This is a genomic window from Streptomyces sp. NPDC050564, assembly GCF_044457265.1.
Classification (GTDB): domain Bacteria; phylum Actinomycetota; class Actinomycetes; order Streptomycetales; family Streptomycetaceae; genus Streptomyces.
Genome location: NZ_JBITGS010000019.1, coordinates 79,686 through 105,089 on the forward strand (window position 1 = coordinate 79,686; position 25,404 = coordinate 105,089).

Sequence of the window (25,404 nt, forward strand, 5' to 3'; positions counted from 1 at the left end):
TCAGGGGATCAGCGCAGTCGCCGTACGTCGATCGCCCAGATCCCGCGCCCGTGCGTGGCCGCGTACAGCCGCCCGTCGGGCCCGGTGCGCAGCTGGAGCACGGCCGTCGTGGGCAGATTGTCCCCGGCGACCTTCCAGCCGGAGGACCGGGAGGTCCGCACCAGCACGCCGAGGTCCGTCCCGACCGCGACGACGCCGCCCTTCAGCAGGGCCACCGAGTTGGCGGGCACGTCCGGCAGGTTCCCGGAGACGTCCTTCCAGGTCACCCCGCCGTCCTTTGTCTCGAACAGATGCCCGACACCTGCGCCGGGCCCCTCGGTCCACTTGCGCGAGAAGCCGTTGACGGCGAGCAGCACATGGTCGGAGTCGACGGGGTCGATGGCGAGGCCGGAGAGGTAGCGGTTGGGGACCGTGCCGTCGACCGGGAGGGTCAGCTGGTGCCAGCCCGTGCCGTCGGCGTTGCCCACCGCGATGCCCCGGGTGAAGCCCTCGTTGTTGCAGGGGCCGCACCAGGCGGCGTACACCTTGCCGCCGGAGGAGGCGACGGCGGTGGCCGTGTGGCCTTCCCCGAGGTCGTACGCGCCGAACCACTCACCGCCACTGCGGATCGCGTACCCGTGGGTGTTGATCCAGACATGGCGGCCGCCCGCGACCCAGGTGTTCTTGTCCTTCACGTCGGCGTTCAGCGGGGCGATGAAGCGGGCCTCACCGGTGGCGTTGTCGGGCGGGGCCACGGAGTACGAGGTCGCCTTCGACGGGTCGGTGACCCAGCTCCCGTCGTTCACCGCGCAGTTGTTGGTGACCGAGACCGCCAGGTAGACGTACTCCGCCGCGATGTTGCACCCGTTGTCCGGGTCGGCGATCGTGTCGCCGCCGTCACCGCCGAAGTTGGAGCCCATCACACGGTCGCCGGGACGCAGGATCGACTGCCCGTTGTCCTGCAGGCCGCCGGTGACGGCGAGGCCGCGGGAGTCGGTCCCCACGCCCACCGAGTAGTACTGCAGCGCGTCCATCGTGCCGTCGTTCAGGGACTTCCAGTCGGTGGCGTGCCCCGAGACGTCGGCGCTTCCCTTCACGGGCCGCCTGTAGACACCGCCGTCGTCGCCCACGACCACGTAGGGCGCACCCCCGTCGCTCCCGATCGCGACCGAGTGCTGGTCGGGATGGGTGGTCGCCGGGCAGTCACCGCTCTGTTTCGCCGGGTCGATGGACCAGCAGGCGAAGCCGAAGTTCCAGTACGGCCCGGGCACGCTCCAGCTCGCCCCGCCGTCCTTGGTTTCGAAGACCTCCTCAAGGCCCGCGTACACATGGTCGGGGTCCTTCGGGTCGACCTGGAGGAACTGGTCGTACCAGGCCTGGATCCCGGGCTGGTATCCGTCACCGGTGAGCGCGGAACCCGAGTCCCGCAGCTGCTCGTATCCGGCGATCCTCGTCCAGGGCCCGGTCGGTGAACCGGACTTGGAGACGAAGACGCCCTCCAGTCCGCTGTCCGGGTTCTCGGCGGTCATCTCGGGCGACTGGTCGATGGCGTAGTACCGTGACCCGTCCGCGCTGCGCGCGAAGGTCACATTGCCGACGTCCTCGCTGTTGGCCGGCAGGTCGCCCAAGCCGGTCAGCCGCTCCCAACCCCGGCCGCCCTTCGCGTAGAAGCCGTTGTACGTGTCGCCGCCGCGCCAGCCGACGGCCAGCACGACCTTGCGCGGGTCCTTCGGGTCGATGGCGATGTCGCTGGTGATGTTCTTGTACGCGGCCGACGGGTCGGACGCCTTCGAGCCACCCGGCAGATAGTCCGGGTTGGGCGCGAACTCCAGCTTCCAGGCGCCCTTCAGGGACGTGGTGGAGTGGCTCCACACCCCGCGCGTGGTGGCGGCCCACACCTTGTCGCCGCCGAACCGCAGCGCGTTGATGGACGTGGACTCCAGTTCGTCCCCGCCGACCCGGTCGCGCGGGCCGAAGCTGCCCTTGCGCGGATCGTCGAGGACGTAGACGCCGGTCCCCAGGAAGGAGGTCGCGCTGGTGTTGGCCTCGCCGGTCGCGTACCAGAGACGGCCGCGCGGATCGAGCTGCAGATCGCCGGTGGACAGGGCGGGCAGCCGGTCGGAGATGTTCTTCCAGTGGCCGCCCCCACGGCTCGACCGGAAGACACCGCCGTTGGCGGCACCCGCGTACACATACCCGTGGCTGTCGGCCGCGAGCCCGGTCACGCGTCCGGTGACCCGGCCCGCGCCGCCGCTGGAGTTGGAGTTGATGTCGCGGTAGCGCGCGTCGTCGGAGTCGTACGGCAGCCGGGTCGCATCGCTCCAACTGCCGCCCGTGTGCGGCAGATCGGAGAGCTCGTCGTACGCGGCCCCGTACGCGCCCGGCGCCACGATCCCCGGCGAGGTACGCGCCTCCGCGTACTGGTCGGCCTGCTCGGCGATGTTCCCCGATTCGTCCTCGTCCTCGTCCCCCGGGTCCTCCGCGAAAGCCGACAGGCCCTTCTGCTGGTTCAGAAGGGCCTGTCGCTGTAGCGCTCGCACACCGAAGGGGTCGGCGTCACCGCCCGACGCCGCCTGGGCCTGCGTAACCGTCAGGCCCAGAGCGGCGCTCGCGGCGAGAACCGCCCACACTCGTCTTCTTCTTCGGAAGCCGTTGGCTGCCATGAAAGTGCCCTCCCCTGAGGAAGCCGTGGCGTACATGACACAAGCTGCCAAACAGCTTTGAGGGGAAGGGAGTTATGAGAGAGCTGTGGGACGGCAATCAGAGGGCAAAGTTTCCTCAGTGCCGCCCGGCCACCCGGTCCGCCACCTGAGCCAGGCGCGACGACTGGGCGCTGTGTGTGGTCAGTTCGCGGCGGTCGGCCGTGCGGTAGGTGGCGTACATGCCGTGGACGCCGATCCAACGGAAGGGCTCCGGCTCCCACTTGCGGACCTTGTGGTCGACCCACGGAAGCCCGGTCAGGTCGGTCGCGCCCGCCTGCCCCGAGTCCTGCTGGACGAGGTCCCGCAGCGTGCGCGCGGCGAGGTTGGTGGTGGCGACGCCAGCGCCGACGTAACCGCCCGCCCAGCCGAGGCCCGTCGCGCGGTCCAGGGTCACCGTGGCGCACCAGTCGCGCGGGACGCCGAGGACACCCGACCAGGCGTGCGCCACCCGCACGCCCGCCAGGGACGGGAAGAAGCGGACGAGGATCTCGTGCAGCGCCTCGATGGTCGCCTGCTGCGTACGGCCGTCGTTGTCGGTGCGCGAACCGAAGCGGTACGGGACGCCGCGGCCGCCGAGCGCGATCCGGTCGTCGGCGGTGCGCTGCGCGTACATGTACGCGTGCGCCATGTCGCCGAGCGTCTCGCGGCCCTCCCAGCCGATCGACTCCCACTGCTCCGCCGACAGGGGCTCCGTCGCGATCATCGACGAGTTCATGGGCAGCCAGGTGCGCCTCTGCCCTTTCAGGGAGGCCGTGAAGCCCTCCGTGCAGCGCAGCACGTACGGCGCGCGGACCGTGCCGTACGGCGTGACCGCGTGCTTCGGGCGGATCTCCGTGACCGGCGTCTGCTCGTGGATGGTGACGCCGAGCGCCTCGACGGCCGCCGCGAGCCCCTTGACCAGCTTCACCGGGTGCAGCCGCGCCCCGTGCGGCGTCCAGGTCGAGCCCACCGCGTCCGCGACCCGGATCCGCTCGGCGGTCTCCCGGGCCCCGTACAACTCGCGGTCCTTCTCGCCGTACGACAGCTCGTGCGCGTGGAAGGCCTTGAGCCTGGCCAACTGGGCGGGCGTGTACGCCACTTCGAGGACGCCACCCTGATGGATGTCGGCTTCGATGCCCTCCTCTGCGGCCACCCGGACGACCTCGTCCACCGTCTCGTTCATCGCCTGTTGAAGGCGCACGGCCGCCTCGTGGCCGTGCAGCTTCGCGTACCGGTCGCGGCCCGCGATGCCGTTGTAGAGCCAGCCGCCATTGCGCCCCGAGGCGCCGTAGCCGCAGAACTTCTGCTCCAGGACGGTGATGCGGAGGAAGGGGGCCGCCTTCTTCAGGTAGTACGCGGTCCACAGTCCCGTGTAGCCGCCGCCCACGATGACGACGTCGGCGGACGCGTCGCCGGGCAGCGGCTCCCGCGTCTCGGGGAGGCCGTCGTCCGCGTACCAGAAGGAGATGCCGCCGTTCACGACATTGCTTGCCGAGCTGCTCATGGCCGGGACGTTAACCCCTCGGAGCGGCCACTGTCTCCTTCGGATTCCGTGCTTTTCCGCGGCCCCTGACCAGCGGATAGCAGGCCAGACCGATCAGCACCGAGATGAAATGTCCGAGATCGGTGAAGGTGCGACCGGTCGCGAGCGGCACCCCGTACACAGCGAGGACGGCCAGCAGATACGGATACCGCCACGGCAAGGCGATCCGGTACGTGAGCACCGCGATCACCCCCGCGAGCGCGTAACTCACCCCGATGTCGAGCGTGTTGACCGCCGAGAGCGGCGCCACCCCGTGCCGGATGGCCAGCAACAGCGCACCCTCACTGATGAGCGAGGCCAGCACGTGCGCGGCCACGCACACCAGCAGCCAGCGCGCGGTGCCCAGCCAGCGCTCCGCCGGGGCGTGGAAGACGGTGTACAGGACGGCGTACGGCAGCCAGTGTCCGCCGTCGATCCACATGGCGCTGGCGATCAGCACCCGCACCGGGGTGTTCGACAGCTCGTGGATGTTGGTCGAGCGCTGACGCAGGAACTGCTGCTCGAACTCCGGCGACATCTGGTGCACGGCCACCGTGGTGACGAAGAGGATCCCCAGCCAGACGTAGGTACCGGGGGCGCCGCACACATGCCTCCACGCCCTGTGGAGGACCCGGTCAATTCGCATGAGCCGATTCACGCACGCCAGTAGGGTCCCATAGGTGATCGACGTTCCGGATGAGTTGGCCGCCTCTCAGCTCAAATACAACGGAGAGGCCGGTCGCGCGTTCATCGCCGCGCTCCCGCGGCGGGCAGCGGACTTCCTCGACCGCTGGGAGCTGCGCCCCGACGGCCCCTCCCTGCACGGTGTGACGGCCCTGGTCCTCCCCGTGCGCCGCCCCGACGGAACTCCGGCCGTCCTCAAGCTCCAGCTCCTCGACGAGGAGAGCGAGGGTGAGCCGGTCGCTCTGCGCGCCTGGGACGGCGACGGAGCGGTGCGGCTCCTCGAACACGACGCGGCCACCGGCACCATGCTCCTGGAACGCCTCGACGCGGGCCGCATGCTGTCGCACGAGCCCGGCAGCCGCGAGGCCGTCCTGGTCGTCGCCCGCCTGCTGGCCCACCTCACCTCCCTGCCGGCACCGCCGGGCATGCGGCGGCTCGGCGACATCGCGCGGGCGATGCCGGAGCAGCTGCCGCAGGCGCTGGAGCGGATTGCGGACCCGGACGCCCGCCGTCTCCTCGCCGACTGCGCGGCCGCCGTACGCGAGGTCGTCGCCGAACCCGGCGACCGCCTCCTGCACTGGGACCTCCACTACGAGAACGTCCTCGCCTCCGAACGCGCCCCGTGGCTCGCCATCGACCCGAAGCCGCTGGCCGGCGACCCCGGCTTCGACCTGTGCCCCGCCCTCGCCAACCGCTTCGACGCGGACGAGATCCGCCGGCGCTTCGACGCCATGACGGACGTCATGGGACTGGACCGGCAACGGGCCCGGGCCTGGACCCTCGCCCGCGTCCTGCAGAACGCCCTCTGGGATATCGAGGACGGCCGCCCCCTGGGGGCCGAACAGCTGGAGATCGCCCGCCGGCTCCGCAGGCCCTAGCCTCGCCGCATGATTCGTACCGCGACCCCCGCCGACATCCCCGTCATCCACGCCCTGGTCCGTGAACTGGCCGAGTACGAGAAGGCCCTGGAGGAGGCGAGGGCGACACCGGAGCAGCTGCGCGAGGCACTCTTCGGCGAGCGCCCGGCGGCGTACGCGCACATCGCGGTGGACGACACGACCGGCGAGCCGGTCGGCTTCGCCCTGTGGTTCCTGAACTTCTCGACGTGGCGCGGTGTCCACGGCATCTACCTGGAAGACCTGTACGTACGCCCCGGGGCCCGCGGATCCGGCCATGGCAGGGCGCTGCTGACGGAGCTGGCGCAGATCTGCGTGGAGCGCGGATACCAGCGCCTGGAGTGGTCCGTCCTGAACTGGAACCGCCCGTCCATCGACTTCTACGAGTCGCTGGGCGCCCGTCCGCAGGACGAGTGGACGGTGTACCGGCTGACGGACGACGCACTGCGGGCGCTGGGTGACGCGCGCCGGCCGGGTTCGTGAGCTGCCGGTCGGGGTCGGTTTGGGGTTGCGGTACTTCGCTGCTGTACGCCTGCCATCCGGAGACGGCCTCGCGTACGAGCAGGTCAACTCTCCTCGGATGGACGACGCCCCTTCCCCTTCTGCCTCCTCTGCGCCCCGCGGGTGCGGCGACACCTGCCCCGTCTTCCCCGGCAAGCGGTACCTCGACTGGGAGCTCACCGACCCCGCCGGACAGGGAGTCGACGCCGTCCGCCCCATCCATGACGAGATCGCCCGGGCGGAGCAGGCATGACTGCCCCAACCGGCGTTCGCATCGTGGCCATGGGTCCGGAACACGCCGACGAGGTTCTGACGATCTACCAACTCGGCATCGACGAGGGCAACGCCACCTTCGAAACGGCAGCCCCCGCATGGGAACACTTCGACGCCACAAAGCTGCCCGACCATCGGCATGTCACCGTTGACGAGTCGGGCAAGGTGCTGGGCTGGGTCGCTTCGGTGCCGGTGTCCGACCGATGTGCGTACGCGGGCGTCGTGGAGAACTCGGTGTACGTCCACCCCGACGCCCGCGGCCGAGGAATCGGGGCAGCCCTACTGCGCGCGCTGATCGCGTCGACTGAGGCAGCGGGGGTCTGGACGATACAGTCCGGCATCTTCCCCGAGAACCTGAGCAGTCTTGCTCTGCACCGCAGGGCGGGCTTTCGCATCATCGGCACCCGTGAACGCATCGGCAAACACCACGGCGAATGGCGCGACGTCGTCTTGATCGAACGCCGAAGTCCCGCCGTCCCATAGCCTGTGGTCTGTCAACTGGACGTGGCGTCACCCTGCCGTCTGTTGAGCGCGGCGGCGCGCAAGGAGCGCCTCAACCTGAGCCATTGCAAGCAGGTGCAGCGCGTGGGCGGGGAGCTCTACGAGGACACCACCAAGAGCGGCCGGGCGCGGCCCGTGCCCTCCCGCTGATCTGCCTTGCGGCACTCCGCCGGCACCGGATGCGACAGACCGATGCGGCGCGGCGCAAGGGTGACGAGCTCTCCCCGTCGTCGTACATCTTCACCACTCGCACCGGCCGCCCGATCGACCCGCAGAACGTGAACCGGTCGTTCTTCCGCATCACGGCTGCTGCCGGCCTTCGGCGCATTCGTCTCCACGACGCCCGGCACGGCTGCGCCACGCTCCTCACCGCAGCCGGCGTCGCGCCCCGCGTCGTTGGGAGATCCTCGGCCACAGCCAGATCAGCATCACGATCGACGTCTACACGCACGTGACCTCGGACACACAGCGCGAGGCCATCAATCACATGGACCGCCTGCTCAGGCGCCGCCTCGATCGTGAGTGACCGCCCCGGTTGACGTCACCCGTAGATGTCAAACGCCCCGGACCGATCACCGGCCGGGGCGTTGATGCTGCTCAGCAGGGGAGCCCCCTGTCGGATTCGAACCGACGACCTTCGCTTTACAAGAGCGGCGCTCTGACCAGCTGAGCTAAGGAGGCCTGCACGCGTGCGTGCCCGGCGTGCACGCATGCACGCCCGTGCAGTGTACCCAGGTCCCAGCCGCGTCCTGTCGAAAATTTCCGCGAAGTTCACAGGGCCGCAGGTACTGACAGACCGAGTGAACGCCAGGTACCGTCCTGACCCAGTTCACCCTTGTGGACTACACCACCACCTTTACAACGGATCGTCCGGCACGTTCCTGCCGGTGAAGGGGGCCCATCACCATGGCCACTGTCTCGTTCAACAAGGCGACCCGCATCTACCCGGGTGGCGACAAGCCCGCCGTCGACCAGCTTGAGCTCGACGTCGCGGACGGCGAGTTCCTCGTCCTCGTCGGTCCCTCCGGCTGCGGAAAGTCCACCTCCCTGCGCATGCTCGCGGGTCTCGAGGACGTCAACGCCGGCTCGATCCACATCGGTGACCGCGACGTCACCCACCTGCCGCCCAAGGACCGGGACATCGCCATGGTGTTCCAGAACTACGCGCTCTACCCGCACATGACGGTCGCCGACAACATGGGCTTCGCGCTCAAGATCGCCGGTGTCCCGAAGGCCGACATCCGCCAGAAGGTCGAGGACGCGGCGAAGATCCTCGACCTCACCGAGTACCTCGGCCGCAAGCCGAAGGCGCTCTCCGGCGGTCAGCGCCAGCGTGTCGCCATGGGCCGCGCCATCGTGCGTGAGCCCCAGGTCTTCCTCATGGACGAGCCGCTGTCGAACCTCGACGCCAAGCTCCGCGTCTCCACCCGTACGCAGATCGCCTCGCTGCAGCGCCGCCTCGGCATCACCACCGTGTACGTCACCCACGACCAGGTCGAGGCCATGACCATGGGCGACCGCGTGGCGGTGCTCAAGGACGGTCTGCTCCAGCAGGTCGACTCGCCGCGCAACATGTACGACCGCCCGGCCAACCTCTTCGTCGCAGGCTTCATCGGCTCCCCGGCCATGAACCTGGTCGAGGTCCCGATCACCGACGGCGGCGTGAAGTTCGGCAACAGCGTCGTCCCGGTCAACCGTGAGGCGCTCAAGGCCGCCGCCGACAAGGGCGACCGCACGGTCACCGTCGGTGTCCGCCCGGAGCACTTCGACATCGTCGAGCACAACGGCGAGGCCGCCAAGTCCCTCTCCAAGGACGCCGAGGACGCTCCGGCCGGCCTCGCCGTCTCGGTGAACGTCGTCGAGGAGCTCGGCGCCGACGGCTACGTCTACGGCAGCGCCAAGGTCGGCGACGACCTCAAGGACCTCGTCGTCCGCGTCAGCGGCCGCGCGGTCCCGGAGAAGGGCGCCACGCTGCACGTCGTGCCGCGTCCGGGCGAGACCCACGTGTTCTCCACCTCGACGGGCGAGCGTCTCTCCGACTGACGCGTCTGACGCGTCTGACGCGACCAGGGCGGCATCAACATCCCGAGGTCGCTCCCACACCCCGTAGGGGTGGAATTCACCCAAGTTGACGAAGAGGGCCCCGCAGCCTGCCGCGGGGCCCTCTTCGTTGTCGACAAATACCCCGGCAGACCGGTCATTTCGATACGTGTGCGTCAACGCACTACCCAAAAAACGCCGTCTCCTTATCCCCCGAACCGGTGACTAAATGTCGCCAAATCATCACCCCGCGCTACCCTCACTCGCGTGAAGCACTCCACCACTAACCAACGGACCCGGCGTGGCCGTGGCCCCGCCCGCCGGATCGGCCGCACCCTCGCCCTCGTTCTGCCTGTCGTCCTGGTGCTCTCCGGGACCCTCGCGGTCACCCGAGTCAACTGGTCGGGGAATCCCTCGAACTCGGTGCTCACCGCGTCCTCCGAAGATGTCTCCACGCGAGCCGTCAACCGCGCCCCGCAGGAGGTCCTGCGGGACAAGCTGCTGCTGGAGCTCCAGGAGAAGGACCCGGGCGCCGCGCTCACCCACCTCCAGGAGGCGGTGAACGAGCGCCCGTCGCTCGCGAAGCACTGCGTCGCCATCGCCCGCGCCCTGGGCCGCGCCGCGGTCCGCGCTTACGGCCCGACGCGCGCCCAGTCCTTCGCCCGCCCCGTCTGCGACACGTCCTTCGCCTCGGGGGTCTCGGCCACACACTTCTGACCTCGCACTTGCGGGCCGCTTACCTCCGACCGGCATGAAACGGCCGATTCGGGACCGTCAGGTAACGGCTGATCAAGGAACGGTTGCCGCCAGAAGCCGCGAGCGGGGCGCGACGTACAGTTCGGTCATGACCGATCCGAACGCCGCGTCGCGCCCCGTTCAAGCCGTTGTCCTGGCCGGCGGCCAAGGCTCCCGGCTGCGTCCCTACACCGACGACCGGCCCAAGCCGATGGTCGAGATCCCTGGCACCGGGACCCCGATCATCGGCCACCAGCTGACCTGGCTCGCCGAAGAGGGCGTGACCGATGTCGTCGTCTCCTGCGGCCACCTCGCCGAGGTCCTCCAGAAGTGGCTGGACTCGGCCGACCTGCCCGTCAACGTCACGACGGTCGTCGAGACGGAGCCCCTCGGCCGCGGCGGCGGCCTCAAGTACGCCGCCGCCCACCTCCCCCACCCCGACCAGCCGTGGTACGCGACGAACGGCGACATCTGGACCCGTTTCTCGCTGCGCGACATGGCGGACTTCCACACCGAGCGCGACGCGGCCGCGACCCTCGCCCTCGCCCGCCCCCGCATCCCGTGGGGCGCAGTCAAGACGGACGGCTTCGGCCGCGTGACGGACTTCATCGAGTCCCCGCCCACCACGTACGAGATCAACGCGGGCGTCTACGTCTTCTCCCCCGAGTTCGCGGACATGCTCCCCGAGCGCGGCGACCACGAGCGCACCACGTTCCCCCGGCTGGCCCGCGAGCGCCGCCTGGCCGGCTTCCCGATTCCCCAGGGCGCGTACTGGCGCGCCATCGACACGGCGAAGGATCTGCGGGAAGCAGCGAAGGAGCTCGCGGCGCTGGGGCGCTGAGCGGCCTCGGGGAAGTGGGGTGGTGCGTTTCCGCGTCGTCCGATGCGGTGCGTCGGCATGCTGCCGCGTCGGCCTCGTACTGGATGTACGTGGGCGATGTGGCAGTGCGGCGAGGTGCTGTGCCGGGCGGGCGTGCCCCACTTCCCCTAGGCCGCTCAGCCACCCTTCCGGTACGTCTGAGGGGTCCCGCACAACGACCGTGCGGGACCCCTTCGTCGTCGTATCAGCCGGTGGGCTGCTTCAGGATGCCGCCCACCGGCCCGCCTACCCCAACAGACCACCCACCAGCCCCGGCTGCCCCGAAGAGCCGCCGCTGCCGGAGCCGCCACCCGAAGAGCCGCCTGTGGAGCCGCCGCTCGACGTGCCGCCGCTGGACGTCGGGCCCGCGCTGGTGCTCGGGGCCTGCTCCACCGGTGCGGACCGCTGGGGCGGGGCCTGGCCGCTGCCCTGGGTCTGGCTGGGACCGCTGCTGGCCGCGCCGCCGGTCTCGCGAACCGCGCCGGGCGTGGTGGCCGCGCCCGACGGGGACGAGGTGCCGCCGTGGGTGGGCGCCTCGGAGGCCGACGGGGTGACCGTGTGGTGGCGCCTGCCGGGCGTCTCGGGGAGCGGTGAGCCGGGCAGTTCGTTGCGCGGGGCCTCGCCGGGTCCTGGAACGACGACCCGGTCGGCGTCGCGGACGGCGCCGCCGAGGAGCGAGCCGATGAGCAGTGTGAGGCCCACGGCGACGGCCGAGACGAGCGTGCCGCGGCGCAGTACTCGGTACCGCAGCTCCCAGATGTCGGCGCGCGGCCCGAGCCTGCGCCAGGCCTCGCTCGCCAGGCGCCCGTCGACGGAGTAGACGGGGGCACCCGCGATGATCAGCGGCGACCAGGCGGCGAGGTAGATGATGTCCGGCGCGTCGTACGCGGGCACGGTCTTCCAGCTGACGGTGACGATGAGCGCGGCCGACAGCATCGCGCCGACGACGGCGGCGACCCGCTGCCACAGGCCGAGCACCGTGAGGACGCCCACGATGACCTGGAAGAAGGCGATGACGAGCCCGGCACCGACGGGGTGATGGAGCGCGAACTGCCGCAGCGGCTCGGCGACGTCCCAGGGGTGCAGGGTGTTCAGCCACTTCACCATGGAGCCGCGTTTGCCGCCGTCGAAGTAGAGCGGGTCGCAGAGCTTGCCCATGCCGGCGTAGATGGAGATGAACCCGAGGAAGACGCGCAGCGGAAGCAGCACGACCCCGAGGTTCATGCGGCGGCCGGGGTAGTAGGCATGCCGGACAGGGTCCGCGCCGTGGCGCCTGCCGCGCGCCTCGCCTTCCTCGTCCTCCTCGAAGGCCTCCTCCTCGAACTCCCCGCCCGTGTAGGCCGGTTCGTCGTACGTGCTGCCCACCGTGCGCATGTGGGGCAGCAGAGGCGCCTGGCCGGTTTCGGGGGAACGGGTGCGCTGGCTGCCGACGAGGGGTGTCTCGACCGTCTCGACGGTCAGGTCCACGTCGTAGCCGTGCTCGTCGATGCGCGGGATGACCTGGGTCGCGCCGGCGTCGCCCATCGGGTCGACCGCACCGTGGCGCAGGCTGGTACTCCGTACGGCCTGCAGCAGCCGGTGGGCGCCCGTGTCGTCCGGCGCGGACTTCCCGCTCCAGACGACGGGGGCGCGGCGGCGGGCCGAACCGGCCGCGCCCGCTCTGCCCGCCGTACCGACCGCGGGGATCCGCGCGGTGTCGTCGGTGGAGCTCAAGTGCCGTGCGAGACGCGAGGATTGGTTCCGCTGTGCGGCGCCTAGCTGCACGCGGAAGCTCGCATGATTGACGATGACCTGCGCCGGATCGCTCGGCACCTTCACCATGCTCAGCGCGGGAGCGTCGTCGAATCCCGACGAGCGGTCCCCCGTGGGTGTGCGGGGTGTTCTGGTGTCCACACTCATCTAACCGAGTGACGTGTGCTTAGGACACTGCTTTGACCGCGTCGATCTGTCCGGACCGCGTCAAGGTCATCACGGTCGTCCGGATCGCCCCACGCGGGTGGCTCAGTACACATCCGTTCAGCCGCGCCGGGCCCACCCGGCGCGGCTGTTCAGGCGCTTCAGGCGCGGCGGCGCGCTGCCTCGTACAGCACAACTCCCGCCGCCACACCGGCGTTCAGCGACTCCGCGCCACCCGGCATCGGAATCCGCACCCGGAAGTCGCAGGTCTCACCGACGAGCCGCGACAGGCCCTTGCCCTCGCTGCCGACGACGATGACGACGGGGCCGCCCAGGGCCTCCAGCTCGCCGAGTTCGACCTCACCGTCCGCGGCGAGACCGACCACCATGAGGCCCGCCTTCTTGTACGCCTGAAGGGCCCGCGTCAGATTGGCCGCCCGGGCGACGGGCGTACGGGCCGCGGTGCCGGCGGACGTCTTCCAGGCGCCGGCGGTCATGCCCGCCGCGCGCCGCTCGGGCACGACGACACCGTGGCCGCCGAAGGCGGAGACGGACCGGACGACGGCACCGAGGTTGCGCGGGTCGGTCACACCGTCGAGGGCGACGATCAGCGGGTCCTGGCCCTCGTCGTACGCGGCGGCGGCGAGGTCCTCCGGGTGCGCGTACTCGTACGGCGGGACCTGGAGGACGAGGCCCTGGTGGTTGAGCCCGTTGGTCATACGGTCGAGCTCGGGGCGCGGCGCCTCCATGAGGTGGATGCCACCACGCTCACCGACGAGCTGAAGAGCTTCCCGTACCCGCTCGTCGTTGTCGATGAACTGCTGCACGTAGAGCGTGACGGCGGGCACGCCCTCGCGCAGCGCCTCGACGACCGGGTTGCGCCCGACGACCATCTCGGACGTGCCCTTGCCGCCGCGGCCGCGCGGCGCGGGACGGCGCGCGGTCTGCTTGGCCTTGGCGGTGGCGATGCGGTTCTTCTTGTGCCCCTTGCGCATCTCGGCGGGCGGGGTCGGGCCCTTGCCTTCGAGGCCCCGGCGTCGCTGGCCGCCACTGCCGACCTGCGCGCCCTTCTTGCCGGACATGCGGCGGTTGTTAGCGGCCATGACCTACCTGTCTGTGTGAAGCGTGCGTACGTACGTATTTCGAGTGTCGTATATGAGTGTGCCGCCCGGAGAGCCGGGCGGCACAATCGATCAAGAAAAGCTCAGCGCGGCCCGAGCGTCCAGCGCGGCCCCTGCGGGCCGTCCTCGATGACGAGACCGGACTGGTTGAGCTGGTCCCGGATGGCGTCGGCGGTCGCCCAGTCCTTACGGCTGCGCGCCGCCTCCCGCTGCTGGAGCACAAGGCGTACGAGGGTGTCGACGACGCCGTGCAGATCCTCGCCCCGGTCGCCCTCACCGGCCCAGTGCGGTTCGAGCGGGTCGAGTCCGAGGACGCCGAGCATGGCCCGGACCTCGGCGAGGCGGGCGACGGCGGCTTCCTTGTCGTCGGCGGCGAGGGCGGAGTTCCCCTGTCGCACGGTCGTGTGCACCACGGCGAGCGCCTGCGGCACACCCAGGTCGTCGTCCATGGCCTCGGCGAAGGCCGGCGGCACCTCAGGCGCGGGCTCGACGACTCCCCCGGCCTTCTCCACCACCCGCTGCACGAAGCCCTCGATCCGCGCGAACGCCGACTCGGCCTCGCGCAGGGCCTCTTCGCTGTACTCGATCATCGAGCGGTAGTGCGGCGTGCCGAGGTAGTACCGCAGCACGATCGGCCGCCACGTCTTGACCATCTCGCTCACGAGGACGGAGTTGCCCAGGGACTTGGACATCTTCTCGCCGCTCATGGTGACCCAGGCGTTGTGCACCCAGTACTTGGCGAACTCGTCGCCGAAGGCCTTGGCCTGCGCGATCTCGTTCTCGTGGTGCGGGAAGATCAGATCGAGCCCGCCGCCGTGAATGTCGAAGGCGGAGCCCAGGTACTTGTGCGCCATGGCGGAGCACTCCAGGTGCCAGCCGGGGCGCCCGCGTCCCCACGGCGTCTCCCAACTCGGCTCCCCCGGCTTGGCGGCCTTCCACATCGCGAAGTCGCGCGGGTCCCGCTTGCCGGTCTCGCCCTCGCCGGACGGCTGGAGCAGGTTGTCCAGCTCCTGGTTGGACAGCCGGAGGTATTCGGGGAAGGACCGCACGTCGAAGTAGACGTTCCCGTCGGCCTCGTACGCGTGACCGCGCTCGATGAGACCGCGCATCATCTCGATCATCTCGGTGATGTGCCCGGTGGCGCGCGGCTCGTACGACGGCGGGAGGCAGCCGAGCACGTCGTAACCGTCGTTGAACGCCCGCTCGTTCTCGTACCCGATCGCCCACCAAGGGCGGCCCTGGTCGGCCGACTTGGTGATGATCTTGTCGTCGATGTCCGTGACGTTCCTGATGAACGTCACGTCATAGCCGCGGTACTCGAACCAGCGGCGCATGATGTCGAAGTTGAGGCCCGAGCGGATGTGCCCGATGTGCGGTGCGGCCTGCACGGTGGCGCCACACAGGTAGATCGAGACACAACCCGGCACGAGCGGGGTGAAGTCACGGATCTGCCGGGCGCTGGTGTCGTACAGGCGAATAGTCACCACTCCAGGGTAGTGGCCCCCGGGCAGTGCCCCGCGACCCTCCACCGCAAGGGGCACGTATTCGTGACATACGGGGGCCGCCGCTGACGTCAAAGGCGTGTGGGGCGGCCGGTGGGGGCGGACGAACCCCCGCTCAGGTCGCCCGTGCCACCAGTGCCGTGGCCACCGCCATCAGCCCCTCGTCCCGCCCGGGGAAACCGAGACCGTCCGTCGTGGCGCCGGAGACCGACACCGGCGCCCCCACCGCGTCCGACAGAATCTTCTGCGCCTCGTCCCGCCGCTTCCCGATCTTCGGACGCGGCCCGACGACCTGCACGGCGACATTGCCGATGAGGAACCCCGCCGCCCGCACGATCCGCGCCGCCTCCGTCAGCAGCGTGACGCCCGAGGCACCGGACCACTCGGGCCGCCCGGTCCCGAAGTGGGCGCCGAGGTCACCGAGCCCGGCAGCGGAGAACAGCGCGTTGCACGCGGCATGCGCGACGACATCCGCGTCGGAGTGCCCCGCGAGCCCGGGCCCCTCCCCCTCCCACAGCAACCCGGCACACCACAGCTCCCGGCCTTCCTCGAAGGCGTGGATGTCGGTACCGATGCCGACCTGCGGAAGTACGGGCACATCAGGCCGCTCAGAACCCATCGTTCAGCCTCCGCCGTGCCAGAACGGCCTCCGCGAGTACGAGATCCAGCGGGCGCGTCACCTTGAACGCCTCCTCGTGCCCGGGCACCACGACCACCGGCAGCCCCAGCTGCTCGACCATGCTCGCGTCGTCGGTCACGTTGTCGGTGACGGTCTCGTGGGCGCGTACGAGCGTCTCGCGGTCGAACCCCTGCGGCGTCTGCACGGCGCGCAGCCGCGCCCGCTCGGGCGTGGCCACGACGCGCTCCGGCGCACCGGTGACGGCCGCGGGCTCGACCTCCTTGACGGTGTCGGCGAGGGGCAGCGCCGGAACGACGGCGGGGGCCCCCTCCCGTACGGCCTCGATGACGCCGTCCACGGTGTCGACGGGCACGAGCGGGCGGGCCGCGTCGTGCACGAGAACGATGTCGATGCCGGGCGGCAGCGCGTCGAGTCCGTATTTCACGGACTCCTGGCGGCTGTCCCCGCCGGGGACGACCAGGAAGTCGGTGCGCTCGGGCAGCGCGTGCGCGTCGAGCAGGGTCTTCACCTCGGCCGCGCCGTCGGGCGGGGCCACGACGACGACCAGCGAGACGGCGCGGGACGCGGCCATCGCGCGGACCGCGTGAATGAGCATCGGGGTGCCGTTCAGCGAGCGGAGCGCCTTGGGGGCGCCGGGGCCGAGGCGCACGCCCCGGCCGGCGGCCGGAATCACGGCCGCCGTACGCGATCCCGAAGGCGAGGGGCGCGAATCGTCAGACATCGGTTCCTGTCAGGTTTGTGTGCTCGGCCGGGGTGGGTATGGCCTGGGGGTACCCCCTGCTCGGGGAGCTGGGGGAGTGCCGGGCGCGACGCCTTGACCGGGGACCCTTCCGTGACATCCGGTCGAGCCGAACCCGGGCCCGGTACGCCAGGTATTGGATACACCGGTATACGTATACCGAGTGAACATCCGGTATTCCGAGTGGGCGCGAGTACGAAGTGGGTACGAACATGCCGCAGCGCCCGGCGACACAATTGCGTCATCGGGCACCGCGGCATTTCATTGCGCAGCTGCGCGGGCTTGTGCGTACGTCAAGACGACTGCCGTCTCGGCGCCTGTGTGCGCCGGGACGACGACCGCCTCGGCGACTGCCTGCGTCAGGACGCGAGAACCTCGTCGAGCAGGGCCTCGGCCTTGTCCTCGTTCGTGTTCTCCGCGAGGGCGAGCTCGCTCACCAGGATCTGGCGGGCCTTGGCGAGCATGCGCTTCTCACCGGCGGAGAGTCCACGCTCACGCTCACGACGCCACAGGTCACGCACGACTTCCGCGACCTTGATGACATCGCCGGAGGCGAGCTTCTCCAGATTTGCCTTGTAACGACGCGACCAGTTCGTGGGCTCCTCGGCGTACGGCGCGCGCAGCACCTCGAAGACCCGGTCCAGCCCGTCCTGACCGACCACATCACGCACGCCGACGAACTCCGCATTGTCCGCTGGCACACGCACCGTCAGGTCGCCCTGGGCGACCTTCAGCACCAAGTAGGTCTTGTCCACGCCTTTGATCTGGCGAGTTTCGATGGCCTCGATCAGCGCGGCCCCGTGATGGGGATAGACCACGGTGTCGCCAACCTTGAACGTCATGTGACAGGTACCCCTTCCGTGGCTATCCAGGGTAACACGGAAACGGCGTCTTCTGAATGGCGTTTTCGCAGGTCAGGGCATATCTCGGGGCTTGACAACCGCAACAGGAACGTGCTGCGAGGGGTGAGCGGAAGAGGGTATTCGCAGGTCGGAGCGGCTGTCCAGGGGAAGCGAAACGCGCACGTTACAGACAACGGAAGCCGCTGACCAGGGTCCGAACGTACCGGTTTGTCCGGCTCCAAGAGCGAGACTTCCGCTACTCCGTTCGGTGACCGGAGTCGAGTACGAGACGAATCCGGAATTGATCACGGTCACCGATCTGGGGCCGAAGATCGATTTTCTGCACCGCCACGCATTCCCTACGCGAAATCCGCAAGCGGATGCCGGGAGTACTTATGTGAATGGCGGACCAGCATGTCGCCAAAGTAGTTCATGAAGCGGCGGCGAAGCACGCGCCGGACGGGGCGCACACCCGGCGCAACGATGCCCGTCGGCGCTCAGAGCCCGTGTCACATCCCCGGCCGGATCAGCGCACGTCGTCCGGTGCGTGCGATCGCAAGGCGCCGGAGCGTCCGCACAGCGGACCGACCAGGGCGTTTCGGCAACGCGGCGAGTGCGCGTGTCGGGCGGCGTGCACCCGGCCGGGGACGTGACACAGGCTCTTAGAGGCGGGTCGGGTGCGGCGGCACGGGAACGGCTCGGTAACCTAAGGCCGCTGACAGACCCTTAGGGCGGCTTTACAACGAAGTCGCCCTGCTTCGCCCACGTTCAAGGAGTTGCCGCCGCCGTGAGCAGCAGCCTTCGACGCGGCGCTCTCGCCGCCGCCGCCATCGCGTTCTCGATCGCCTCGCTCGCCGCGTGCGGTGCCGGCAACGACGCACAGACGCTGGAGGTCAAGCCGGACAACGCGGCGACCACCGTCGGCGACATCAAGATCCAGAACGCCCTGGTCATCACCCAGCCCGACCTGCAGTCGACCGGTCCGGCCGTGGTCTCCGCGACCCTCTTCAACAACGGGCGCACCGACGAGACCCTGGACTCGATCACCCTCACGAGCAGCGGCATGGCCGCCCAGCTCAAGCCGGCCAAGGGCACCGGCAAGCTCGTCGTCCCGGCCGGCGGCTCGCTCCTGATCGGCGGCAAGGGCAACGCCTCCGCCGTGCTGCCCAACGGTCACGAGGCCGTCCAGGACGGCAGCGTGCGCCAGGTCGCGTTCGCGTTCAGCAAGGCCGGCGACGTGAAGCTGAGCGCCTTCGTGGTCCCGGCCGAGAGTTACTTCTCCAAGTGGGGCCCGAGCAACATCCCGGCGGCGCCGGGGGCTTCCGCGACCGGGTCCGCGAGCACCAAGCCGTCCGAGTCGGCCTCGGGCTCCCCGTCCCAGTCCGTGTCGGGCACGCCCACGGACGCGGCGTCGTCGAGCGCCACGGCCTCGGCGAACGCCTCGGAGTCGGCTTCCGGGCACTGAGCGGCCTACGCCGAGATCATCCTCGTACCACGCACCAAGGGCGGGACCCCTCCAGGGGGTACCGCCCTTCGTCGTGCATTCACAGCCGTCCCGCGGTTTACGGCTCGAACTTGTAGCCGAGGCCTCGCACCGTCACCAGGTAGCGCGGCGCGCCCGGGTCCGGCTCGATCTTGGCGCGCAGGCGCTTGACGTGGACGTCGAGGGTCTTGGTGTCGCCGACGTAGTCGGCGCCCCACACCCGGTCGATGAGCTGCATGCGGGTCAGCACACGGCCCGCGTTGCGCAGCAGCATCTCCAGGAGGTCGAACTCCTTCAGGGGGAGGTCGACCTTGGAGCCGGAGACGGTGACCACGTGGCGGTCGACGTCCATGCGGACGGGCCCGGCCTCCAGAGCGGCCGGAGTGACCTCCTCCGGCTCCCCGCGGCGGCGCAGGACGGCCCGGATACGGGCGACCAGCTCGCGGGAGGAGAAGGGCTTGGTGACGTAGTCGTCGGCTCCTATTTCCAGCCCGACGACCTTGTCGATCTCGCTGTCCTTGGCGGTGACCATGATCACCGGGACGTTGGAGCGGCCGCGCAGCTGACGGCACACCTCCGTACCGGGCAGCCCCGGCAGCATCAGGTCGAGGAGGACGAGGTCGGCGCCGTTGCGCTCGAACTCGTCGAGTCCGTCGGGCCCGGTGGTCGCGATGGCGACCTCGAAGCCCTCCTTGCGGAGCATGTACGACAGGGCGTCGGAGAAGGACTCCTCGTCCTCGACGACGAGCACACGGGTCACGGAAGGACCTCCGGAGCAGGAAGCGGTTCGTACGGGGATGAGACGGTGGTCGTCCCGTCGGGCTGCTCGGTCTCGTCCTCTTCGTCGAGTCCGGGCATGTGGTGTTCGTTCGCGCGGTCGCGGGCCGCGCCCGCCTCCGGCAGCCGCAGGGTGAAAGTGGAGCCCTGACCCTCGGAGCTCCATACCGTGACCTCCCCGGCGTGCGAGGCGGCCACGTGCTTGACGATCGCGAGGCCGAGGCCCGTACCGCCGGTCTGGCGGGAACGGGCCGGGTCGACGCGGTAGAAGCGCTCGAAGATGCGCTCCTTGTCCTTGTCCGAGATGCCGATGCCCTGGTCGGTCACGGCGATCTCGATGAGGTCTCCGCCGGGGGCGGTCACCCGGCGCGCGGCTATGCCCACGCGGGTGCGAGCCGGCGAGTAGTTGACGGCGTTCTCGACGAGGTTTCCGAGGGCGGCGGCCAGCTGGCCCCTGTTCCCCCAGATGCTCAGGTCGGCGGTGCCGCCCGCGGCCATGGTGATCTGCTTGGTGCCGGCCTGGTGGCGGCAGCGGTCGATCGCCTCGGCGACGAGTTCGTCGACCCGTACGGGCTCGGCGTCCTCGAGGGGGTCGTCGTTCTGGACCCGGGAGAGGTCGATGAGCTCCTGTACGAGGTTGGTGAGGCGGGTGGCCTCTATCTGCATACGTCCGGCGAAGCGCTCGACGGCCTCCGGGTCGTCCGAGGCGTCCATGACGGCCTCGGAGAGCAGGGAGAGCGCGCCGACGGGTGTCTTGAGCTCATGGCTGACGTTCGCGACGAAGTCGCGTCGTACGGCCTCGATGCGCCGCGCTTCCGTCAGGTCCTCCACGAGGAGCAGCACGAGCCGGGAGCCCAGCGGCGCCACGCGCGCGGAGACCGCGAGGGCTTCTCCCCTCCCCGTCCCCCTCCTCGGCAGATCCAGCTCCACCTGACGTATCTCACCGTCTCGACGGGTGTCACGCGCCATCTGGAGCATCGGCTCGACGGCCAGCTTGCCGCCGCGCACCAGCCCGAGGGCGTACGCGGCCGAGCTGGCCTTGACCACGGCGTCCGCCTCGTCGAGCACGACGGCCGAGGACCGGAGCACGGACAGCACAGTGTCGACACCCGGCGGAAGCACCGGGTCCGTATGCAGCGAAGTGCGGGTCGGGCGTTTCTGGTCGCGCTCGCTCCAGCGGAACGCCAGCATGGCGATGACACCGGTGAGCACTCCGGCGATCGCTGCCGCTGCGGCGACCGCCGCGTTCACGTCCATGCATCCAGGTTAGGCATGTCGTCACCGCTGGCCACAGCCATCCGGGTGCGACCTCGAACACTCGTCGCCCAGAGTTCACCTAGGAGCTAGGGATGGTTCATTTGGGGTGACGGAAACGGACGCGTACGGGCCGGAACGTGGGAGCGTGGGGTTAACGGGCCTGTCCGGAGCTCATGTCCGGTGGTCATGTCCAGTGGCGCATGTCCCATGGTCATGGCGGGACCCGGCCCCCGGAACCCCCGAAGCTGACGTAAGAGAGGGACAACCTGATGCGGGACGCGTACCACGAGGAACTGGACTCGATCGGCGAGGGCCTGGTCGAGATGGCCCGGCTTGTCGGGTCGGCGATCGGACGCGCCACGACGGCCATCCTCGACGGCGACCTGAAGCTGGCCGAGAGCGTCATCGCGGCCGACCAGAAGGTCGACGATCTTCAGCACGAACTGGAGGCCCGGGCGATAGCCCTGCTGGCCCGCCAGCAGCCGGTGGCGACGGATCTGCGTATCGTCGTCACCTCGCTGCGTATGTCCGCCGACCTGGAGCGCTCCGGCGACCTGGCTCAGCATGTCGCGAAGCTGGCCCGGCTGCGCTTCCCCGAGCGTGCGGTCCCGCACGACCTGCACGCCACGATTCTGGAGATGGGCCAGCTCGCCCAGCGCCTGATGGCCAAGGCGGCCGAGGTCGTCATCACCAAGGACGTCGACCTCGCCCTCCAGCTGGAGCAGGACGACGACGAGATGGACCTGCTGCATCGCACGCTCTTCCAGCACCTGCTGGACGACCGCTGGAAGCACGGCATCGAGACGGCCGTCGACGTCACTCTGCTCGGCCGCTACTACGAGCGCTTCGCCGACCACGCGGTGGCGGTCGCCAAGCGGGTCGTGTTCCTGGTGACGGGCGAGCACGCGGACGATCTGCAGCCGGACATCCAGCCGGTGACGGGGGTGGAGGGGGCCTGACCCCCGCCCCCGGGGGCGCGTGGAAGCCTCAGTGCGCCGAGTGTGCGCCGTTGATGCGCCTGCCTCAGTGGGCATCAAATGGGCGACAGGAGCTGTGCGGCGCAGTGTGCCTCGCACACCTTCGTGCCTGAAGGAGGGACCCATGACCGAATCCCCCAGCACGCCCGACCCGACGCAGGACCGCGACACCGAGCAGCCCGCCGACATCAAAAGCCTCCCCTTGTTCGGCGCCTGCGGCTGCGGCTCCGGCTGCGGGTGCGGCTGCCAGTCCGGCAATCCTTGCCAGTGCGGCTGATCGCATAGGCGCATACAGAAGGGCTCCGTCGTCATCACGGCGGGGCCCTTCTGCATGACCTTGAACGTGCCGTTCTACGTCCCGGCGACTTGCGCCACGAAAGGGCGGACATCAGGGCCGACCAGCTGATGCAGGCGCACAAGGGGTGGCCTGGCGATCTGTGCGTGCGTCAGGGGCGGAGGTGCTCGAGGGTGAACTCGGGCAAGGCGTAGGGGCCGGCCTGGGGTGCGGCCGGGTCGGCCGGGAGGTCTGCCCCAGGGATGTCTCCCGCATGGAGTTCGGCGTCGTCGACGGGTGCGTAGTCGAGCAGCGCCGGTTCGGGGAGCTCCCAGAAGCGGCGGGTGTTGGCGGAGACGGCGTAGGCCGTGGCGAAGCGGGTGGAGGGCGGAGCGGTCAGCGCGGCCCGGATGTAGCCGACGGCGTCGCGCGGGCTCAGCCAGGTCGCCAGATGCCGTGGTTCGGAGGGCACACGCTCGAAGCTGCCGATCCGCAGGCAGATCACGGACAGCCCGAACTTGTCGGAGTACAGCCGCCCGAGGGCCTCGACGGCCACCTTGCTCACCCCGTAGAGACCGTCGGGGCGTGCCGGTTCGTGCGGACCGGTGAGGTGTCCGGCCGGATGGAAGCCGGTCACACGGTTGCTGCCGGCCAGCACCACTCGTTCGATCCCTGTGCGCCGCGCCGCCTCCAGGACGTGGTGGGTGCCGAGCACGTTGGCTTCGAGCAGGTCCGGAAGAGGTGCCTCGTCCGGCAGACCGCCCAGATGCAGCACGCTGTCAGCCCCCGCGAGCGCCGCCTCCACGGCGGCCGCGTCCCTCAGGTCCACGGTGTGCACGTCCTCGTTCTCGGCCTCCGGCCGAAGCGGCACACGGTCGAGCAGGATCAACCGCGCCGCCTCGCCCCGCAGCGCCTCCCGCACCACGCCACCGATGTTCCCCGCCGCGCCTGTTACCGCCACTGTCCCCAGACTCACCGCGCCCCCCGGATTTTCGACAACCCGTGCATCATCGCTGCCGGTGCGCGACGTATCAAAGGGTTTGGAAACCAGGGCGCGACGCGCGGCCCGTTATCGACTTCCACGACAGGCTTTGGTTCTTTGCAGCTTCACGCCGGCGGCCGGGCTGCCCGAGGTCGCAGGGAATATGCTCGCTCGATCTCGCCCACGTACTGCCCCAGGTGGAAGCGGACCTCCTCGATCACCCGGCTGTGGAGGTCCGGATACATCAGATTGCTCCACACGACCGTCTCGCCACGTAGTCGCACTTGGATGCTGAGCCCCGAAGAGCCTGACTCGGGGCGCCCCTCGGCAGCCAGGTCAACGCTACGGGCGGCATCCGTCGGGTAGAGCGGCCCGCCCGGCCGGAGAAGCTGCTCCGGATGCACGCCTACGAGGCGGCTGTCGCTGCGCGTAATCAAGTCGAGGCCGTCGACGAAGAGGTACGTATGGACGGCAGTGCATGCAGGAGGTCCAGGACAAGTGCCGATGTGCAACTTGCTGATGGGACAGCGACTTTGATCGGGCGATCCGACCCGAAGCGCATGCGGGGGCCTACGCGGCATTGCCCCTTTGTGACGTCATGCGCCGATCATACTGAGGGTGGTTCCCGCTGTCCCCCGCGAGTCGCCGGCCGTACAGGGCACGCCGCGGGCGCGCATCGGTGGCGAGCGCGTGGTTGCCCCGTCCGAGGATCGATACGAGCATCGCCGAATGCGGAAAGAGCTGATCACCCGGATCGCCGGCGAGGCCGAGGTCGAGTTCACCGCGGGGTGGCTGTACTTCACTGCTGTACCGCAACCCGGCACCTCGCTCTACGAGTTCACAGACTGCTTTCGGCGCAGATCGAGCAGCATCACGTCATGGAGGTCCGCGCCCTCGCCCCAGGGCCGCGCCTCGCCGATCTTGCGGTATCCCCACGCACGGTAAGCGGCCGACGCCGCCTTGCTCGCCGGGTGGACGTTCAACAGCACCCGCTCGGCTCCGATGGTGTCGAGCAGCGTCTTGTGCAGACGCCGCGCCACACCCTGTCCGCGCCACGGTCCGCGCACGGCGAGTTCCATGAGGCCGAAGGTGCGGTGCCCGTCCTCGCGCCGCATGTCGTCGGGCACGGGCTCGGTCAGTTCGTCCCACCACCTCGTGTCGGGCCCGAGCGGGTGGCCGTACGCCATGCCGATCGGCTCGCCGCCCTCGGTACGGGCCAAGGCAGCGCGAAAGGCGCGGTGGCGAGCCTGTACAGGGAAGCGGCGGAAGGCAGCGGCGACATCGTCCTCGGTCTCGTTGTAAGGAGGCTCGGAGAACGCTTCGGCGTAGATCAGCCTGAACGCGTCCTCGGCCTGCACCGCGGCCGATCCATCCATGCGCTCTGTCGCGATGGTCACTCGCTGCGTCATGTGCTGCCCCCTCGAACGGTCTCGCAAATGCGCTCGCCGCGCACTCGCGGCCGCTGAAACTCCCGGATCTTACCCACCAAGGGCAGTGACACGGTGCTGGGCGAGGCGCCGTTCCCTGCTGTGCGCCAGGTCAGAAGGTGCGCCCTCGGCAGGATTCGAACCTGCTGTCAGCACCTGCGGCACCCGCTTTGGGAGCGAGGTGGGGCGGCTTGGCCGTTGACCTGCGACATGTCGACTTCGGCGCGTGCGCACCAAACGCGCCGTCGGGGACCGCAGTTCCCCGTGACTCCCCGCCCGATCCGGCACGGCTGTGGCACGGGGAACTGAGGAAGGGCGTGACGTACACGTCCTCGCACCCTCCCAGGCAAGCGAACAAGGACCGTGCGCGTCCTGGGTCGCTTTCAACCCGGAATCCTGACCGGCCACGACTTCCTCGATTGCGAGATCGTCATCAAGGCGGAATCCGTCAGCGCCACTTTCTCGGTGATCCTCCTCCCTGAAGATCTTGAGGACTGGGAGGACTCCTTGGCAGCCCTGGAGTCCGGTCGGTTCGCCATGTGGCTCGAATCCGGGCGGACTCCGTCCATGAAGTTCAAGGCCGACGAAAGCGGCGGGCTCTGGGCATCCGTGCATGCCGGGCCGTCGTCAGGAGCCACTGTCACCGTCCCGTTGTTCGTACCTCCGCCGGCGTGGGTCAGCGAGCAGCGCGACCTGCTCGCCCAGGTGCGCGAGGTCTACCCCCCGCGAAGTCGTCGAGACGTCACCCGGTGCCTACGAGTGGCGGCGTGAGAGCGATGTCTGACGGCCCGGCCAGGCAACTGACGGCCCACAGAC

The 25,404-nt window shown here is 69.7% G+C and carries 23 protein-coding genes, 1 tRNA gene and 2 pseudogenes; 12 read left to right on the forward strand and 14 right to left on the reverse strand.

What is annotated here, in order from left to right:
- Window positions 1-8: 8 nt before the first annotated feature.
- From ACIBK0_RS28520 to ACIBK0_RS28530, 3 genes are all read right to left on the reverse strand, one after another.
- Window positions 9-2,642, reverse strand: coding sequence for a glycosyl hydrolase (locus ACIBK0_RS28520; protein ID WP_399085963.1), 2,634 nt, complete (start codon window positions 2,640-2,642; stop codon window positions 9-11).
- Between the two features lie 115 nt (window positions 2,643-2,757).
- Window positions 2,758-4,164 (reverse strand): NAD(P)/FAD-dependent oxidoreductase, encoded by a 1,407-nt coding sequence (locus ACIBK0_RS28525; RefSeq protein WP_399085966.1) that lies wholly within the window; start codon window positions 4,162-4,164, stop codon window positions 2,758-2,760.
- 10 nt (window positions 4,165-4,174) lie between these two features.
- Window positions 4,175-4,828: a rhomboid-like protein gene (locus ACIBK0_RS28530; protein WP_399085969.1), complete on the reverse strand. Its 654-nt coding sequence runs from the start codon at window positions 4,826-4,828 to the stop codon at window positions 4,175-4,177.
- Between the two features lie 34 nt (window positions 4,829-4,862).
- On the opposite strand from ACIBK0_RS28530, the gene ACIBK0_RS28535 reads away from it, so the two are divergent.
- The 5 genes and pseudogenes from ACIBK0_RS28535 to ACIBK0_RS28555 all read left to right on the forward strand — a co-directional run.
- Complete coding sequence (locus ACIBK0_RS28535) at window positions 4,863-5,744, forward strand: aminoglycoside phosphotransferase family protein (RefSeq protein WP_399085972.1); 882 nt, start codon at window positions 4,863-4,865, stop codon at window positions 5,742-5,744.
- Window positions 5,745-5,753: 9 nt separating this feature from the next.
- A complete protein-coding gene (locus tag ACIBK0_RS28540; protein WP_399085975.1) occupies window positions 5,754-6,245 on the forward strand; it encodes a GNAT family N-acetyltransferase in 492 nt (163 codons plus the stop codon).
- A gap of 136 nt (window positions 6,246-6,381) precedes the next feature.
- Window positions 6,382-6,516: pseudogene (locus ACIBK0_RS28545) on the forward strand (phosphotyrosine protein phosphatase); the annotation flags it as partial.
- Window positions 6,513-7,019 (forward strand): GNAT family N-acetyltransferase, encoded by a 507-nt coding sequence (locus ACIBK0_RS28550; RefSeq protein WP_399085978.1) that lies wholly within the window; start codon window positions 6,513-6,515, stop codon window positions 7,017-7,019. The pseudogene ACIBK0_RS28545 and the gene ACIBK0_RS28550, both read left to right, overlap by 4 nt.
- 87 nt (window positions 7,020-7,106) lie before the next feature.
- A pseudogene (locus ACIBK0_RS28555) lies at window positions 7,107-7,563 on the forward strand (tyrosine-type recombinase/integrase); the annotation flags it as partial.
- 81 nt (window positions 7,564-7,644) lie between these two features.
- Here ACIBK0_RS28555 and ACIBK0_RS28560 read toward each other — a convergent pair.
- A tRNA-Thr gene (locus ACIBK0_RS28560) sits at window positions 7,645-7,718 on the reverse strand.
- A 225-nt stretch (window positions 7,719-7,943) separates the two neighbouring features.
- Between ACIBK0_RS28560 and ACIBK0_RS28565 the strand changes: the two genes are divergently transcribed.
- From ACIBK0_RS28565 to ACIBK0_RS28575, 3 genes are all read left to right on the forward strand, one after another.
- On the forward strand, window positions 7,944-9,080 hold the full coding sequence (locus tag ACIBK0_RS28565) for an ABC transporter ATP-binding protein (RefSeq protein ID WP_399085981.1): 1,137 nt from the start codon (window positions 7,944-7,946) through the stop codon (window positions 9,078-9,080).
- Window positions 9,081-9,344: 264 nt separating this feature from the next.
- Window positions 9,345-9,794, forward strand: coding sequence for a hypothetical protein (locus ACIBK0_RS28570; protein ID WP_399085984.1), 450 nt, complete (start codon window positions 9,345-9,347; stop codon window positions 9,792-9,794).
- Window positions 9,795-9,921: 127 nt separating this feature from the next.
- Window positions 9,922-10,653 carry an NDP-sugar synthase gene (locus tag ACIBK0_RS28575; protein ID WP_399085987.1) on the forward strand — a complete coding sequence of 244 codons (732 nt, stop codon included), beginning with the start codon at window positions 9,922-9,924 and terminating at the stop codon, window positions 10,651-10,653.
- Between the two features lie 264 nt (window positions 10,654-10,917).
- Here the strand turns inward: ACIBK0_RS28575 and ACIBK0_RS28580 are convergent, their stop codons facing one another.
- From ACIBK0_RS28580 to ACIBK0_RS28605, 6 genes are all read right to left on the reverse strand, one after another.
- On the reverse strand, window positions 10,918-12,570 hold the full coding sequence (locus ACIBK0_RS28580) for a DoxX family protein (RefSeq protein WP_399085990.1): 1,653 nt from the start codon (window positions 12,568-12,570) through the stop codon (window positions 10,918-10,920).
- A 158-nt stretch (window positions 12,571-12,728) separates the two neighbouring features.
- Window positions 12,729-13,670 (reverse strand): 23S rRNA (guanosine(2251)-2'-O)-methyltransferase RlmB, encoded by a 942-nt coding sequence (rlmB, locus tag ACIBK0_RS28585; protein ID WP_399085993.1) that lies wholly within the window; start codon window positions 13,668-13,670, stop codon window positions 12,729-12,731.
- A gap of 101 nt (window positions 13,671-13,771) precedes the next feature.
- Complete coding sequence (gene cysS / locus ACIBK0_RS28590) at window positions 13,772-15,172, reverse strand: cysteine--tRNA ligase (RefSeq protein WP_399085996.1); 1,401 nt, start codon at window positions 15,170-15,172, stop codon at window positions 13,772-13,774.
- A 133-nt stretch (window positions 15,173-15,305) separates the two neighbouring features.
- On the reverse strand, window positions 15,306-15,809 hold the full coding sequence (ispF, locus tag ACIBK0_RS28595) for a 2-C-methyl-D-erythritol 2,4-cyclodiphosphate synthase (protein ID WP_399085999.1): 504 nt from the start codon (window positions 15,807-15,809) through the stop codon (window positions 15,306-15,308).
- Window positions 15,799-16,551, reverse strand: coding sequence for a 2-C-methyl-D-erythritol 4-phosphate cytidylyltransferase (gene ispD / locus ACIBK0_RS28600; RefSeq protein ID WP_399086002.1), 753 nt, complete (start codon window positions 16,549-16,551; stop codon window positions 15,799-15,801). The genes ispF and ispD overlap by 11 nt, the downstream gene beginning before the upstream one ends.
- Before the next feature lie 377 nt (window positions 16,552-16,928).
- Entirely contained in the window at window positions 16,929-17,411 is a 483-nt protein-coding gene (locus ACIBK0_RS28605; RefSeq protein ID WP_003953493.1) for a CarD family transcriptional regulator, read from the reverse strand.
- Between the two features lie 787 nt (window positions 17,412-18,198).
- On the opposite strand from ACIBK0_RS28605, the gene ACIBK0_RS28610 reads away from it, so the two are divergent.
- Entirely contained in the window at window positions 18,199-18,876 is a 678-nt protein-coding gene (locus tag ACIBK0_RS28610) for a DUF461 domain-containing protein (protein ID WP_399086005.1), read from the forward strand.
- 97 nt (window positions 18,877-18,973) lie between these two features.
- Here ACIBK0_RS28610 and ACIBK0_RS28615 read toward each other — a convergent pair whose 3' ends face one another.
- On the reverse strand, window positions 18,974-19,654 hold the full coding sequence (locus ACIBK0_RS28615; RefSeq protein WP_009340348.1) for a response regulator transcription factor: 681 nt from the start codon (window positions 19,652-19,654) through the stop codon (window positions 18,974-18,976).
- Window positions 19,651-20,928: a sensor histidine kinase gene (locus ACIBK0_RS28620; protein ID WP_399086008.1), complete on the reverse strand. Its 1,278-nt coding sequence runs from the start codon at window positions 20,926-20,928 to the stop codon at window positions 19,651-19,653. Before ACIBK0_RS28620 ends, ACIBK0_RS28615 begins: the two co-directional genes overlap by 4 nt.
- Window positions 20,929-21,197: 269 nt before the next feature.
- Between ACIBK0_RS28620 and phoU the strand changes: the two genes are divergently transcribed.
- Window positions 21,198-21,887 carry a phosphate signaling complex protein PhoU gene (gene phoU / locus ACIBK0_RS28625; RefSeq protein ID WP_399086011.1) on the forward strand — a complete coding sequence of 230 codons (690 nt, stop codon included), beginning with the start codon at window positions 21,198-21,200 and terminating at the stop codon, window positions 21,885-21,887.
- A gap of 142 nt (window positions 21,888-22,029) precedes the next feature.
- On the forward strand, window positions 22,030-22,182 hold the full coding sequence (locus ACIBK0_RS28630; RefSeq protein WP_399086014.1) for a hypothetical protein: 153 nt from the start codon (window positions 22,030-22,032) through the stop codon (window positions 22,180-22,182).
- Between the two features lie 169 nt (window positions 22,183-22,351).
- Here ACIBK0_RS28630 and ACIBK0_RS28635 read toward each other — a convergent pair whose 3' ends face one another.
- Window positions 22,352-23,140 carry an NAD-dependent epimerase/dehydratase family protein gene (locus tag ACIBK0_RS28635; protein ID WP_399086017.1) on the reverse strand — a complete coding sequence of 263 codons (789 nt, stop codon included), beginning with the start codon at window positions 23,138-23,140 and terminating at the stop codon, window positions 22,352-22,354.
- 851 nt (window positions 23,141-23,991) lie between these two features.
- A complete protein-coding gene (locus ACIBK0_RS28640) occupies window positions 23,992-24,570 on the reverse strand; it encodes a GNAT family N-acetyltransferase (RefSeq protein WP_399086020.1) in 579 nt (192 codons plus the stop codon).
- A gap of 381 nt (window positions 24,571-24,951) precedes the next feature.
- Here ACIBK0_RS28640 and ACIBK0_RS28645 point away from each other — a divergent pair, with 381 nt between their 5' ends.
- On the forward strand, window positions 24,952-25,359 hold the full coding sequence (locus ACIBK0_RS28645; protein WP_399086023.1) for a DUF5959 family protein: 408 nt from the start codon (window positions 24,952-24,954) through the stop codon (window positions 25,357-25,359).
- Window positions 25,360-25,404 lie beyond the last annotated feature (45 nt).

Coding starts and splice junctions, on each gene's coding strand:
- ACIBK0_RS28620 (WP_399086008.1), bottom strand. CDS start 20,928: ATGGACGTGAACGCGGCGGTCGCCGCAGCGGCAGCGATCGCCGGAGTG.
- ACIBK0_RS28565 (WP_399085981.1), top strand. CDS start 7,944: ATGGCCACTGTCTCGTTCAACAAGGCGACCCGCATCTACCCGGGTGGC.
- ACIBK0_RS28580 (WP_399085990.1), bottom strand. CDS start 12,570: ATGAGTGTGGACACCAGAACACCCCGCACACCCACGGGGGACCGCTCG.
- ACIBK0_RS28530 (WP_399085969.1), bottom strand. CDS start 4,828: ATGCGAATTGACCGGGTCCTCCACAGGGCGTGGAGGCATGTGTGCGGC.
- ispD (WP_399086002.1), bottom strand. CDS start 16,551: ATGTCTGACGATTCGCGCCCCTCGCCTTCGGGATCGCGTACGGCGGCC.
- ACIBK0_RS28525 (WP_399085966.1), bottom strand. CDS start 4,164: ATGAGCAGCTCGGCAAGCAATGTCGTGAACGGCGGCATCTCCTTCTGG.
- ACIBK0_RS28550 (WP_399085978.1), top strand. CDS start 6,513: ATGACTGCCCCAACCGGCGTTCGCATCGTGGCCATGGGTCCGGAACAC.
- ACIBK0_RS28540 (WP_399085975.1), top strand. CDS start 5,754: ATGATTCGTACCGCGACCCCCGCCGACATCCCCGTCATCCACGCCCTG.
- ACIBK0_RS28605 (WP_003953493.1), bottom strand. CDS start 17,411: ATGACGTTCAAGGTTGGCGACACCGTGGTCTATCCCCATCACGGGGCC.
- phoU (WP_399086011.1), top strand. CDS start 21,198: ATGCGGGACGCGTACCACGAGGAACTGGACTCGATCGGCGAGGGCCTG.
- rlmB (WP_399085993.1), bottom strand. CDS start 13,670: ATGGCCGCTAACAACCGCCGCATGTCCGGCAAGAAGGGCGCGCAGGTC.
- ACIBK0_RS28520 (WP_399085963.1), bottom strand. CDS start 2,642: ATGGCAGCCAACGGCTTCCGAAGAAGAAGACGAGTGTGGGCGGTTCTC.
- ACIBK0_RS28575 (WP_399085987.1), top strand. CDS start 9,922: ATGACCGATCCGAACGCCGCGTCGCGCCCCGTTCAAGCCGTTGTCCTG.
- ACIBK0_RS28640 (WP_399086020.1), bottom strand. CDS start 24,570: ATGACGCAGCGAGTGACCATCGCGACAGAGCGCATGGATGGATCGGCC.
- ispF (WP_399085999.1), bottom strand. CDS start 15,809: ATGGGTTCTGAGCGGCCTGATGTGCCCGTACTTCCGCAGGTCGGCATC.
- ACIBK0_RS28630 (WP_399086014.1), top strand. CDS start 22,030: ATGACCGAATCCCCCAGCACGCCCGACCCGACGCAGGACCGCGACACC.